Source organism: Sphingobium sp. 3R8 (genome assembly GCF_020166615.1).
GTDB lineage: Bacteria > Pseudomonadota > Alphaproteobacteria > Sphingomonadales > Sphingomonadaceae > Sphingobium > Sphingobium bisphenolicum.
This window is the reverse complement of record NZ_JAIQXR010000006.1, coordinates 141,987-155,082: the sequence shown is the minus strand read 5'-3', so window position 1 is coordinate 155,082 and position 13,096 is coordinate 141,987. Positions and strand designations below refer to the sequence as shown.

The 13,096-nt window shown below is 65.6% G+C and carries 9 protein-coding genes; 7 read left to right on the top strand and 2 right to left on the bottom strand.

What is annotated here, in order from left to right; genetic code table 11:
* Positions 1–124 precede the first annotated feature (124 nt).
* Positions 125–1,228: an NAD(P)-dependent alcohol dehydrogenase gene (locus K9B33_RS08035; RefSeq protein ID WP_224547959.1), complete on the top strand. Its 1,104-nt coding sequence runs from the start codon at positions 125–127 to the stop codon at positions 1,226–1,228.
* A gap of 12 nt (positions 1,229–1,240) precedes the next feature.
* On the opposite strand, the gene K9B33_RS08030 is transcribed toward K9B33_RS08035, so the two are convergent.
* Positions 1,241–1,714: a group I truncated hemoglobin gene (locus tag K9B33_RS08030; protein WP_224547957.1), complete on the bottom strand. Its 474-nt coding sequence runs from the start codon at positions 1,712–1,714 to the stop codon at positions 1,241–1,243.
* An 11-nt stretch (positions 1,715–1,725) separates the two neighbouring features.
* On the bottom strand, positions 1,726–2,595 hold the full coding sequence (locus tag K9B33_RS08025) for a DUF3034 family protein (RefSeq protein WP_224547955.1): 870 nt from the start codon (positions 2,593–2,595) through the stop codon (positions 1,726–1,728).
* Between the two features lie 123 nt (positions 2,596–2,718).
* Here K9B33_RS08025 and K9B33_RS08020 point away from each other — a divergent pair, with 123 nt between their 5' ends.
* The 6 genes from K9B33_RS08020 to K9B33_RS07995 all read left to right on the top strand — a co-directional run bounded on the left by K9B33_RS08020 (position 2,719) and on the right by K9B33_RS07995 (position 13,094).
* On the top strand, positions 2,719–3,333 hold the full coding sequence (locus K9B33_RS08020; RefSeq protein WP_224547953.1) for a methylamine utilization protein: 615 nt from the start codon (positions 2,719–2,721) through the stop codon (positions 3,331–3,333).
* Positions 3,330–5,633, top strand: coding sequence for a putative bifunctional diguanylate cyclase/phosphodiesterase (locus tag K9B33_RS08015; protein ID WP_224547951.1), 2,304 nt, complete (start codon positions 3,330–3,332; stop codon positions 5,631–5,633). Before K9B33_RS08020 ends, K9B33_RS08015 begins: the two co-directional genes overlap by 4 nt.
* Positions 5,634–5,918: 285 nt before the next feature.
* Positions 5,919–6,392 carry a hypothetical protein gene (locus tag K9B33_RS08010; RefSeq protein WP_224547949.1) on the top strand — a complete coding sequence of 158 codons (474 nt, stop codon included), beginning with the start codon at positions 5,919–5,921 and terminating at the stop codon, positions 6,390–6,392.
* A gap of 32 nt (positions 6,393–6,424) precedes the next feature.
* Positions 6,425–7,549, top strand: coding sequence for a hypothetical protein (locus tag K9B33_RS08005; RefSeq protein ID WP_224547947.1), 1,125 nt, complete (start codon positions 6,425–6,427; stop codon positions 7,547–7,549).
* Between the two features lie 65 nt (positions 7,550–7,614).
* Positions 7,615–12,579, top strand: a complete 4,965-nt coding sequence (locus tag K9B33_RS08000) for a DUF11 domain-containing protein (RefSeq protein WP_224547945.1) — start codon at positions 7,615–7,617, stop codon at positions 12,577–12,579.
* Positions 12,579–13,094: a hypothetical protein gene (locus K9B33_RS07995; protein ID WP_224547944.1), complete on the top strand. Its 516-nt coding sequence runs from the start codon at positions 12,579–12,581 to the stop codon at positions 13,092–13,094. Before K9B33_RS08000 ends, K9B33_RS07995 begins: the two co-directional genes overlap by 1 nt.
* Positions 13,095–13,096 lie beyond the last annotated feature (2 nt).

Below are 13,096 nucleotides of genomic sequence, written 5' to 3'. Positions count from 1 at the left end.
TTTTATCGCCATGTTCTACGAGGCCACCTGGGAAAATCCGTAGAGGATGCATCAAGCGCTTGGCCATCGATGCAGCATTTGATATCGGTCCCATCTATTAGAGAGGAATCGGAAGAGGACGAAAATGGACATCCGCGCCGCCGTCGTTGAAGCATCGAACCGCCCCATGGTCATCCGATCGCTGACCATCGAACCACCCCGCGCGGGCGAAATATTGGTGCGGCTGGTCGCCACCGGCGTGTGCCATACCGACGCGACCATGTGGCAGCAGGGCGTGCCGGTACCCCAGCCGGTCGTGCTGGGGCATGAGGGCGCCGGCATCGTCGAGCAGGTGGGCGATGGCGTGACCGACATCCGTCCCGGCGATCCTGTGGTGATGAGCTATAATAGCTGTGGAAGCTGTCCAACTTGCTGTTCGAACCACAGCAGCTATTGCCATGAATTTTTCCCGCGCAATTTCTTCGGCACCCGTCCCGATGGCAGCACCGCCCTCGCCACGAGCGACGGCAGCCCGGTCTTCGCCAACATCTTCGGCCAATCTTCCTTCGCGACCCACGCGATCTGTCACGCCCGCAACACGGTAGTCGTGCCTGAGGATTTCGACCTGCGGATCGCCGGCCCGCTGGGCTGCGGCATATTGACCGGCGCAGGCGCGGTGATGAACGCGCTTCAGGTCCGTCCGGAGCAGAGCGTGGTCGTGCTGGGCGCGGGGTCGGTCGGCCTATCCGCGATCATGGCGGCCAAGGCGGTGGGTGCGACGACCATCGTCGCTGTGGACTTGAACCCGGAGCGGCTGGCGCTGGCGGCGGAACTGGGCGCGACCCTGACGATCGACGGCCGCACCGACGATCCCGTCGCGCGCGTGCTGGAAACCCTGCCGGGCGGCGTCGATCATGCGCTCGACTGCACCGGCCTGCCCGCGGTGATCCAGCAGGGGATCGCGATGCTGGGCTTGCGCGGCACTTGCGGCATTGTCGGCGCAGCGGCACCCGGTACGCTGTTTCAGGCCGACGTCTCGCATGTGATGAGCGGCGGGCGTACGATCCGGGGCATTGTCGAAGGCGACGCCGACCCCAAGCGGTTCATCCCGCAGCTTATAGCCTTGCACCAGGCCGGGCGGTTCCCATTCGACCGGCTGATCCGTTTCTATCCGTTCGACGCGATCAACGACGCCTTCCACGACTCCGAAAGCGGCGTCGCGATCAAGCCCGTGCTTCTGTTCGAATGACGAACCGCGCCCCTATTGTCCCACCACATCATGGTGCATCGGGGCCAGTTTCGACAGGAAGCGGTTCTGCGCCTGGAAATCGATCTTCTCGTCGCGCATAGCCTGTTGCAGCAGTTCGACCAGGCGGTTCATATCCTTGCGCTGCACGCCCAGATCCTTGTGCGCATTGGCCATGTCGCGGCCGCTATAGGAACAGCCGGCGTTGAGGATGTAGCAGAATTGCTCGACCAGAGTCCGCTTCAGCCGGACCTTGTCATGGCTGACGAATATCTCACCGATGACCGGGTCGGCATAGGCCAGCGTGACCATATGGTCGACGACCCGGCCGATGCCATCCTGACCGTGAAAGGCTCTGGCCATTGCATCGCCCGTGAAGGGCGTCGCGCCGGCATTGGCGTTGCTGGCGACATAGGGATCGACAGTCGCCTCGCCGGGCATGGCATGGGGCGCTGCCTGAAGCAGGAGCAGGGAAAGGATCAGCGACATCTCAATAGTCCTTAAAAGGCGGCCTGGAGCGAGAGGAAGACGCCGCGCTGGCCCTTCACCGTCGCGATCGAACCCAGATCGGTATAGGCGACCGTCGCGGTCAGGTTGCGGCTGAGCGCCAGCGCGGCGAAGGCGTCGAACCAGTCATCCTCCCGCGCGATGCCCAGATTGTCGGGCTTGCTGCGAAACTCGCCGCCAATGGCCAGACCAGGCGACAATTGCCACGCAGCCGATCCTTCGAACTCCACGCCATAGTCGCCATTCTTGTCGCCGCCAAAGCCCAGCAGGCCCATCTGGTTCGCCTTGGTCAGGCGCGCCGTCGCCGACAGCAGGATGGAGCGGGAGAGAAACAGCCGACTGACCGTGGCATAATAATCCACGCCCTCGTCATGGCGCGCGCCGATCGCGCGCACGACGTCGCCCTGCCCGTTCTTCTTATACTGCACGCCGACCGCGATCGCCGGCAGCGAATCATAGACCAGATCGCCCGCCACGCGCAGTTTCGCGCCGACAATATCCTGCGAAAAGGCATAATCCTTGCCCAGTCCCAGCGCGGCGCCGATCTCGTTCGTGTTGAAATCCTGATGGGTGTAGCTCAGTTCCAGCCGGTCGCGAAAGCCGATGGCGACGCCGGCGCTCTGATAATCATAATCCTTGACCTCAACGATCGTGCCATGGGCGGACAGGCCGATGCCCTCGTCCGTCTCATTGCCGGCGATCACCGCCCAAGGGGTCAGGCCACCGCCAGCCGCGCCCTCCAACGAGCTGATGCCGTTGGTCAGCAGCAATTTACCGCCATTACGGAGCGGTTTGGCCGTGGCTTGCCCGGATGGCAGGGCAACCGCCAGGGCGGCGAGCGCGATGAAGGAATATCGGGTCATGCCATGCTGATAGCCCGCCATGGTTAATATTCGCTTTGGCCAACCGTGCGGATTTTTATGGCAAAAGATACGTCCGGTTCGCACTAAACATTTCTTCAACCTTAGCGATTAGGAGCAGGCATCATGTATTGCCTGCGCCTCGTCCCCCTCGCCCTGACCTGCATGGCCGCGCCTGCGCTGGCGGGCGATCTCAACCTCAAGCTGGTGGATGCGGCGGGGCGCCCGGTCGCCGACGCCGTCGTTACGGTGCGTCCAGCGGGCGGCATCCCGCCCGGCCCCATCCGCTTTCCCTGGCCTACCACCATGGTCCAGCAGAATATCGCCTTCGCCCCGCATGTGCTGGTGGTGCCGGTCGGGACCACGGTGCGCTTTCCCAACAAGGACAAGGTGCGCCATCACGTCTATTCCTTTTCCAAACCAGCCAAGTTCGAGATCAAGCTGTTCGGCCAGGATGAAACACGCAGCTACACTTTCACGTCGGTGGGGGCAGTCGCGCTGGGTTGCAACATCCACGACCAGATGAGCGGCTTCATCAAGGTCGTCGACACGCCCTTCGCGATCAAGAGCGATGCGGCCGGCACCGCGCACCTGGCCGGTATGGCGACCGGCACAGCGCAGGTGACGATCTGGCATCCGTTGCTCAAGGCGAAGGACAATGAAATCGTCGTCAACATCCCCATTCCGGGCAGCGGCGCGGCCAGCAAGACCGTCCCGCTAACGCTCCGCAACGCTCAATGAGCCACGCTCTCGCCCTCAAACGATTCTGGCGGCGCGCCGTCTGGCGCTTCCAGTCGACGCTGACCTTCCGCATGACGCTCTTTTATGGAGCGCTTTTCGTCGCGGTGTCGATGCTGTCGCTGTTCGGTACGCGCAAGGCGATCGAATCCTATGCCGAAAGCCAGATCCGCCGCGAAATGACAGTCGGCAGCGCCCTGTTCGACCGGATCGCCACAATGCAGTTCCATCAACTGGCGCAGGCCGGCAATGTCCTGGCCAGCGACTTCGGCTTTCGCGCGGCGGTCGGCACCAACGACGCGGCGACGATCGCCTCCGCATTGCAGAGCCTGCAGGGCCGGTTCAAGATCGACGACGCCATGTTCGTCGGCATCGATGGCACGATAGCGGGAGGTTCCGACGGGCTATCGGCCACGGAGCAGACGCAATTGTTCGACGCACTGGACGCCGGACGCGAACGGGGCATCGTGCGCTGGCGCGGCCAGAGTCATATGGTCGCCGCCGCGCCGGTGCGCGCGCCGATGTTGATGGGCTGGGTCGTGTTCGCGCGCAACATGGGGCCGGTCGACCTGCAACAACTCGCCAAGCTTTCTTCGATCGATCTGCATCCGCAACTCGTGCCGCTCACCGCCGCTGCGGCGCGGGGCACCGAGGTGCGGGAAATCGACCGCGGCGGCGAACGCATTCTCAGTTGGGGGCAACCTGTGCCTGCGCTGGTGGAGGCCGCGCCGCAACGACTGATACTGGAATATAGCTTGACCCGCGCGCTGCGGGGCTATGCGCCCATCCTCTGGGCACTGTTCGGCTTCGGCGCGCTCGGCCTGCTGCTGGCGATCGCCGGCGCCTTTGCCGCCTCGCGCCGGCTGGCGCGGCCGATCATCGCGCTGGAAGCCGCCGCGCGCAAAGTCAGCGCCGGCGAACATGCCCAGGTGGTGGTCGAAACCCGCGATGAGATCGGTCGCCTCGCGCGCAGTTTCAACCGCATGGTCACTGCGGTCGAGGAGCGCGAGCGCCAGATCGCGCATATGGCCTTTCATGATTCGCTGACCGGCCTCGCCAACCGCACCCTGCTGCGCGAACAGATCGCGCTGGCGCTGCACCGCCATGGCGGGGTGGATTTCGCGCTGTTCTGCCTTGATCTCGACAATTTCAAGTCGGTCAACGACACGCTGGGCCATCCGACCGGCGACGCGCTGCTGTGCGAAGTCGCAACGCGCCTCGCCGAAACCTGCCCCCAGGGCTTCGTCGCCCGGCTGGGCGGCGACGAATTTGCGATCATCGTCCAGGATGGCAATGGCGCCGCCGACCAGACCGGCCGCGCGATCGTTCAGGCGCTGACCCGTCCCTTCACCGTCAACGGCCATCGCATCGTCACCGGCGGCAGCGTCGGCATCGCACTGGCGCCGCAGGACGGGCAGGATGCGACGTCGCTGCTCAAGAACGCCGACCTTGCCCTCTACCGCGCCAAGCATGACGGCAAGGGCAGCCACCGATTCTTCGAAAACGCCATGGATGCCGAAGCGCAGGCGCGACGCGCGATGGAGGTCGACCTGCACGACGCGCTTCGCAAGGGCGAGCTGGAGCTGCATTTCCAGCCGCTCTTCGGCCTGTCGCAGAACCGCGTGACCGCATTCGAGGCGCTGATGCGCTGGAACCATCCGGTGCGCGGCATGGTGTCGCCGATCGACTTCATTCCACTGGCGGAAGAAACCGGTCTGATCATCCCGATCGGCGAATGGGCGCTGCATGAAGCCTGCCGGATCGCCACCACATGGGGCGACGACATCCGCGTCGCGGTGAATGTGTCCCCGGTCCAGTTCCGCAGTTCGACGCTCAACAGCATCGTGCTCCAGGCGCTGGCGCGGTCCGGCCTGGAGCCGCAGCGGCTGGAACTGGAGATCACCGAAAGCCTGTTCATCGACAATGTGGAGGCGACGCTTGCCTCGCTGCACTCCCTGAAAGTCCTGGGCGTGCGGGTGGCACTCGACGATTTCGGCACCGGCTATTCCTCGCTCAGCTATCTGCGCAGCTTTCCCTTCGACAAGCTCAAGATCGATCGCAGCTTCATCGTCGACCTGCTCGCCAATGAAGGCGCCACCGCCATCATCCGCGCCATCACGACGCTGGCGGACGCGCTGGGCATCGAGACGACGGCCGAGGGCGTGGAAAGCAGCGAGCAGCTCGACATATTGCGATCCGAAGGCTGCAACCAGATTCAGGGCTATCTGTTCAGCCGGCCGATCCCCGCGGGCGAGGTTCCCGCGCTGCTGATGAAGCTGTCGGGCAATCGCATGGCGGCCTGAACCAGCCCCGTTCCAGAAGCATATAAAGCCAGCCTGGCGCTTGCCGACTGACTCGTCGCGCTGTTGTAAAAGCGCTGTTTCCATGCCGCTGAAGGCCCGCCGGGTCGAACTATCCTCCCTCGCAAGGGCCTTGCGCGCCCGGCGCGCGCCGATCCATATTCCGCTACGAATTGCGTGCGATCGTTAGACGATGGTCGAACTTCGGATCGTTGCGGACCGAACGGTAAGACTTCATTAGCCGCGAAATCATCCAAGGGAACCAGTGCCTCAACAAGGACTGGAACCATGGCCCGAACATTGATCACCGCTCTTCTCGCCGCCGCGGCCGTCGTCACCCCGGCAGCCGCTTCCCAGGGACCGTTGCAGGTCGCCTCCAAGATTTTCGTCGAACAGCGCGCGCTGGACAAGGCCGGCGCGGTCAGTACCTCGCTGGCGCCTGCCACGCGTGCCGTGCCGGGCGACCATGTCGTCTTCGTGCTCGCCTATCGCAACACCGGCGCGCAGCCGCTGTCCGACATCGTCCTCGACAACCCCGTGCCCGGCGCGATCACCTATCGCGCGCCCGGGGCCGGATCGGCCGCGCCGGAACTGTCGGTCGACGGCAAGACCTATGGCGCGCTCGCCCAGTTGCGCGTGCCCACGGCCAGCGGCGGCAGCCGCGCAGCCACATCCAATGATGTCCGCCACATCCGCTGGCGCATCGCGACCGTGCCTGCCGGAGGACAGGGCCAGCTCGCCTTCAAGGCCGTCCTCAAATGACCCCCGCTGCTCGAACCACAGGAAACCACAAGATGATCTCTCGCTCCCTGCGGCTGATGCTGCTGAGCGGCGCCGCAATCGCCGCTACCGGCACGGCCCACGCCCAGTCCGCCTCGACCGCTACCACCGCTGGCACGGAAGTCGCCAACACCGCAACCGTGACCTATACCGTCAACGGCGCGTCGCAGACCACCACGTCCAACACCGCCAAGTTCGTGGTCGACCGCAAGGTGGACTTCACGGTCATCACCGACCAGACCGGCGCCACCCAGGTCAATCTCAGCCAGCAGGCCGCCGTCACCAAGTTCAAGGTGACCAACCACACCAACGGCATCCAGGATTTCTGGCTCGACCCGGACCAGACTACCCTGTCGGTCGGCATCCTGACCGGCACCGACGATTTCGACATCTCGAGCATGAAGGTCTATGTCGATAGCAATAACAACGGCGTGTACGACGTCGATGTCGACACCCAGACCTATATCGACGAACTGGCGCCCGAAGCCTCGGTCGCCGTGTTCATCGTCGGCAATATCCCCGCGACCGTGGGCATCCACGAAGCGCAGGTGTCGCTGCATGTGATCGCTGCCGCCGGCGGCACTTCGGGAACGAAGGGCGCCCTGCTCGTCGCGACCGACCTCAATCTGGGCAATGCCGACAATGTCGTCGATATCGTGTTCGCCGACGACGACAGCGACGGTACGCTCAACCTGGGCGACGTCGCCCGCAACGGCCAGGGCCGTGCCTATGCCGCCTATGTCATCGGCACCCAGAATGTCGCGCTGACGGTCACCAAGTCGGCCCTCATCCTGTCCGATGGCGTCAACACCCTCAATCCCAAGGCGCTGCCCGGCGCGACGGTGCAATATTGCCTGCTCGTCCATAATGGCACCGCGCTAACCGGGGCGAACGGCGTGGCGCTGACCGACATCGTGCCGTCGAACACGACCTATGTGCCGGGTTCGATCAGCGTCGGCCTGCCGGGCGGTACCTGCGTGCTGGCCGGCACGACCGAGGATGACGATGCCGACGACGCAGCCGAAACCGACGGCTACACCGCCAATTACAATAGCGGTACGCACACCGTCACGGCCAATGTCGGCACCGTCGCAGGCCTGGGTTCGGTGGCCGTCGCCTTCAAGGTGACGATCAACTAATCACTGGAAAAGCAAAGGATAACTGGGCGGCGCGCGCTTGACCCGCGCGCGCCGGCAGGACCCCTATGGCCAAAGTCCGCGCCCTTGCCAACCTGATTGCCGCCCTGAGCGGCGTGGCCGCCGCGACCCCCGTCGCGACGCAGGGGCAGACGCGCGTCACCAATACCGCGACCGCGACCTGGCAGGCGCCGACCGGCCCGGTCAGCATCGATTCCAACACGGTGACCTTCGACGTCGAAGCCCGCGCCAAGCGCCCGACCCGGTTGAGCTTTCGCCTGCTCCCGGTCGGTTACAGCTTGCAAGGCACGCGATGCGAAACGTCGCCCTCCATCGTCTTCACCCCCGCCCCGATCGACGCTGCCGACCTTGCGCGCGCGCCGGTGGCCGAATCCATCGACACCCATGTCCCCCTTATTCTGGTGCTGGACAATCCGGGCGGCAATCATGATCCCAATCTACGCGAAACCTCCTGGATCAACGTCCACACCCAATATCTGACCAGCACCATTCCCATGATGGAGACAGGTCCCGATACCGGCGTCTTCGCCGGCGGCGTGCCGCAGGGCAATGACGGCTCCGCCTCCCCCTGCGACCCGACACTGGATCGCGGCGCGCAATTGACGCTCAGCTTCACCGAGGATGCCTATAGCTACGGATCGACCAGCTCGATCCTGATCGATCCCACCGGCTATGTCTTCGATTCCGAAACCGGCGCGCTGGTCGATGGCGCGACGGTGACGCTGCTGGGCGAGGACGGCCAACCCGCCAAGGTGTTCGGCGACGACGGCGTCAGCGCCTACCCCTCCACCGTCGTCAGCGGGGGCAGCACCACCGACGCCAGCGGTCGCCTCTATGATTTTCCCCAGGGCAATTACCGTTTTCCGCTCACCGCACCGGGCCGTTATCATCTGCAAGTCACGCCGCCGGCCCATTATGTCGCGCCCTCGACCCGCAGTCGCGCTGATCTGGAGGCGCTGCGCGGCCCGATGAACCATCCCTTCATACTGAACGAGGCGTCGTTCGGCGGCGTCTTCGCCCTTAGCGATCCGGAACCCTTCATCGCCGACATCCCCCTCGATCGCGTAGGCGATACCCATTTGCTACTCACCAAGACCGCCTCGGTCCGCGAAGCCTCGCCCGGCGATTTCGTCCAATATCTGGTCCGCGTAGACAACCGCTCGGACGACGACGCCAGCGGCATCCATCTGACCGACATCCTGCCGCCCGGCCTGCGTTACGAGCGCGGATCGACCCGAGGGGCGGACGAACCCTTGGTCGCGACAGACGGCCGAACGCTGGACTTCACCATCCCGGCCTTGCCCGCCGGTAAGACGCTGGAAGTGCGCTATATCGTCTCCGTCGCGCCCGGCGCACCGCGCGGCGAGGCGCTCAACCGCGTGCTCGCCTCCGGCTCTGCCGGCGCCACCAGTAACGAGGCGGCCGCCTCCGTCCGCATCGGCGCGCTGCTTTTCACCGACGGCTTCACCGTCGTCGGCCGCGTCACCGAGGGCGACTGCAACGCCCCGGCCAAGGGGCGCAAGGGCGTTGCCGGCATTCGCCTGCTGATGGAGGATGGCAGTTTCGTCGTCACCGACAAGGACGGCCTCTATCATTTCGAAGCCGTACGGCCCGGTCGCCACGTCGTCCAGCTCGACGGCGCCAGCCTGCCCGCCAGTCACGCGCCGCTGCTGTGCGACGCCGACACGCGCAACAGCGGCAGCGCAACGTCGCGCTTCGTCGAGAGCGCAGGCGGCCTGCTCCAGCGCGTCGATTTCCAGCTGCGCCTGACCGGCCTCGCCGCTGCCGCCGTCGCCGACGCCCTACCCGCCGCGCCCGACGCCGCGCAGGCCGCAGGCGACCGGGAATGGTTCGACGGGCAGGATGCCGGCATCGCCCTGCTGTTCCCGATGCAGGGCTATAATCCCCGCTCCCCGTCCACCCGCGTCGTCATCAAACATCATGCCGGGCAAAAGGTCGCGTTACGCCTCAACGGCGGGCTGGTCGATGCGCTGGCCTATGATGCCACCGATACGGACGGCGACATCGCCATCGCCAAATGGTCCGGCCTCGGCCTCGATCCCGGCGACAACGCGCTGGAAGCCACCGTGATGAATGCGGACGGCAGCATCGCCCAGACGCTGCACGGCACCGTCCATTATGCCGGGGCCGCCGCCAACGCCATCGTCGCGCCGGACGCCAGCAAGCTCGCAGCCGACGGCCTGACCAACCCGGTCCTCGCCTTCCGCCTGACCGATCGCAGCGGCCGCCCGGTGCGCGACGGCACGACCGTTCCCGTCACGGTCGACCAGCCCTATGCTATCGCGGTCGACACCACCGTCCCTGCCAGCCGCCGCGCCAGCGGCACCGCGCTGGTGATCGGCGACGAAGGCATCGCCTATCTCGCGCTGCAACCCACCACCCAGGCCGGCGCCTTGCGGGCGACCGTGACCCTGACCGACGACAAGCAACAGCGCGCCATCGAACTGCGCGCGCGCCTGACGGCGGTGGCGCGCGACTGGACCGTGGTCGGCTTCGGGTCGGGTACGATCGGCTTCGACACGCTGCGCCGGCGCTCGTCCGCCCTGCCTGCCTCCAGCCGCAACAGCCTGGTCACCGACGGGCAGTTGGCGCTCTATGCCAAGGGCCGGATCAAGGGCAGCTGGCTGATGACCATCGCCTATGACAGCGACCGCAAATATGACCGCTCGCGCGGCCTGCTGGGCCAGATCGACCCGGATCGCTACTACACCGTCTATGGCGACGCCACCCGCCAGGGCCATGACGCCGCGACCGCGCGCAAACTCTATCTGCGGCTGGAGCGCAAGGATTTCAGTGCCCTGTTCGGCGATTTCGAAACCGGCATGACCCAGACCCAGTTGACCCGCTACAGCCGGACCCTCAACGGCATGAAGGCGGATTATGCCGACGATCGCCTCAGCTTCAGCGCCTTCGCCGCCAACAGCGACGACCTGCACGCCCGCGACGAAATCCAGGGCAATGGCCTGACCGGCCCCTATCGCCTGTCGGGCCGTGACATCGTTCCCAACAGCGACAAGCTGAGCATCGAAACACGCGACCGGCTGCGCCCCGAGCGCATCCTGTCCTCGACCCCGCTCACCCGCCATATCGACTATGATATCGACGCGACCATCGGCACCATCCGCTTCCGCGAGCCGGTGCTGGGCCGCGACGCCGCCAACAATCCGGTCTTCATCGTCGTCGACTATGAAACCTACGGCAAGGGCAAGAAGCTGACCGCAGGCGGCCGCGCCGCGATGAAGTTCGCCAAGGGCAAGGCCGAGGTCGGCGTGTCGGCGATCAAGGACAACAGCCATGGCGACGGCCTGCTGCTGGGCGCGGACGTCAGTGCGCGAATCAGCGACACGACCCAGTTGCGCGCCGAAATGGCCGCCGGCAGCCGCGACGGCCTGACCGACGGCCGCGCCTGGCTGGCGGAAGTCGAACATCACAGCAAGAAGGCCGATGTGCTGGCTTATGCACGACAGCAGGACGACGCGTTTGGCCTCGGCCAGCAGAATCTGGTCGAGGCGGGCACGCGCCGCATCGGCTTCGACGGCCGGGTGCAACTGGCCGACAAATGGGCGCTTACGGCCTCCTCCTGGTATCAGGACCAGCTGATCGGTGCCGGCAGCCGCTTCGTTGGCGAATCGCGCATCGAATATCGGCGCGACCATGGCACGATCTTCGCCGGCGCGCAGTTCGCGCTGGATCGCGGCATCGACGGCAAGGATCGCGACTCCCGCCTGCTGACGCTGGGCGGCACCCAGATATTGATGGGCGGCAAGCTGACCCTTACCGGCCAGACCCAGTTCGCGCCGGGCGGCGACCGCGACAGCGTCGATTTCCCCGCCCGCCACCAGTTGATCGCGGCTTGGCGCGTCAAGCCGGGCATCCGCCTGATCGGTGGCTATGAAGTGGCGCAGGGCGAGGACTACACGACCCATACCGCGCAAATCGGCTTCGACGTCCAGCCCTGGACCGGCGCCAAGGTCACCACCGCCATCAACAACCAGACGTCAGGGGAGAATGGCGGGCGCGTCTATGCCAATTACGGTCTGGTTCAGTCGCTGCCGATCGGCGATCGCTGGACGATCGACGCGACCTTCGACGCCAGCACGACCGTCAGCGGCAAGATTCCGGCCGGCGGCGTCGTTCAGCCGTTCCAGACCAGCGGATCGGGCAGCGTTGGCGGCGGCGCGCTGGGCAGCATCTATGGCAATGACGGCGATTATGCCGCGGTGACGCTGGGCGCCAATTACCGCGCCGACCTCTGGTCCTGGAACGGCCGGGTCGAATATCGCAAGTCCGGCCAGAATAAGCGCTTCAATATCACCAGCAACGTCGTCCGCGCGCTGGGCGAGGGCAAGACGCTTGCCGGCACCGTCCGCTACGCCACGCTGAGCCAGGTCAGCGGCGCGCAGGCGAAGAGCCTGGCGACCTCGGTCGCGCTCGCCTGGCGACCGCTCGACAGCCGCTGGTCGCTGTTGGAGCGGCTGGAACTGCGCAAGGAAAGCGCGGATGCGGGCGTGGGCGGGGGCAACGTGCTGGGCGTACCGGCCGGCAGCGGCATCGGCCAGCGCACCCTGCGCCTTATTAACAACCTTGCCGTCAACTATCGCGCCGGCGCAGAAGGCGGGCGCCACAATGTCGAGGCGACCGTCTATTATGGCGCCAAATGGGTCAGCGGCAGCTATGGCGCGGACGACTATACCGGCTATATCGACGTCACCGGCGTCGACCTGAGGATGGACCTGGGCAAGCGTTTCGACATCGGCGTGCAAGCGTCGGCGCAGCACGCCTGGAGCCGCGGTGCGGTGGCGTTCAGCGGCGGACCGTCGGCCGGCGTATCCCCTGCGCCCAATGTCTGGATCAGCGCCGGATATAATATCGCGGGTTATCGCGACCGCGATTTCGAGGATGACCGCTACACCCGTCGCGGCCCCTATGTGACGATGCGCATGAAATTCGACCGCAACGCCATCGCCGGCCTGCTCGGGAAGGGCCGCTGATGCGCCGGTTCACCTTCCTCCTGCTTGCGGCGCTGTCCACACCCGCCCTGGCCGATCCGATCACGGCGACCAAGTCGGTGAGCGTCGTGTCCGATCCCATGGGCAACCTGATCCCGCGCGCCATCCCCGGCGCGGTGGTCGACTACAGCGCGACCCTCGCCAACCCGCTCGCCAACCTGGGCAAGACAGTGCGGGGCGTCGCGTTCGAGGACCAGTTGCCCGCCAATGTAATCCTGCGCGTCAGCGATCTGGGGACCAGCGGCAGCGGCCCGGTGGTCTTCACCAACGGCGCGATCGTACTGGGCGTGGGCGACAGCGGCCTGACCTACACGTTCAGCGGCCTTGGCAGCACAACCGACGGTATCGAATTCAGCAACGGGGCGAATTGGGCCTACACGCCCATCCCGGATGCCGACGGCTATGACTCCAATGTCCGCGCCATCCGTATCAAGCCGATCACCACATTCAAGGCGGGCGGATCATTTACCGTCCGCTTCCGCGTCAAGCTGCGTTAGCC

What these genes read in the sequence shown, in the direction of transcription:
- K9B33_RS08035 (WP_224547959.1), top strand. Translation starts at nt 125, where the DNA reads ATGGACATCCGCGCCGCCGTCGTTGAAGCATCGAACCGCCCCATGGTC.
- K9B33_RS08030 (WP_224547957.1), bottom strand. Translation starts at nt 1,714, where the DNA reads ATGTCGCTGATCCTTTCCCTGCTCCTGCTTCAGGCAGCGCCCCATGCC.
- K9B33_RS08025 (WP_224547955.1), bottom strand. Translation starts at nt 2,595, where the DNA reads ATGACCCGATATTCCTTCATCGCGCTCGCCGCCCTGGCGGTTGCCCTG.
- K9B33_RS08020 (WP_224547953.1), top strand. Translation starts at nt 2,719, where the DNA reads ATGTATTGCCTGCGCCTCGTCCCCCTCGCCCTGACCTGCATGGCCGCG.
- K9B33_RS08015 (WP_224547951.1), top strand. Translation starts at nt 3,330, where the DNA reads ATGAGCCACGCTCTCGCCCTCAAACGATTCTGGCGGCGCGCCGTCTGG.
- K9B33_RS08010 (WP_224547949.1), top strand. Translation starts at nt 5,919, where the DNA reads ATGGCCCGAACATTGATCACCGCTCTTCTCGCCGCCGCGGCCGTCGTC.
- K9B33_RS08005 (WP_224547947.1), top strand. Translation starts at nt 6,425, where the DNA reads ATGATCTCTCGCTCCCTGCGGCTGATGCTGCTGAGCGGCGCCGCAATC.
- K9B33_RS08000 (WP_224547945.1), top strand. Translation starts at nt 7,615, where the DNA reads ATGGCCAAAGTCCGCGCCCTTGCCAACCTGATTGCCGCCCTGAGCGGC.
- K9B33_RS07995 (WP_224547944.1), top strand. Translation starts at nt 12,579, where the DNA reads ATGCGCCGGTTCACCTTCCTCCTGCTTGCGGCGCTGTCCACACCCGCC.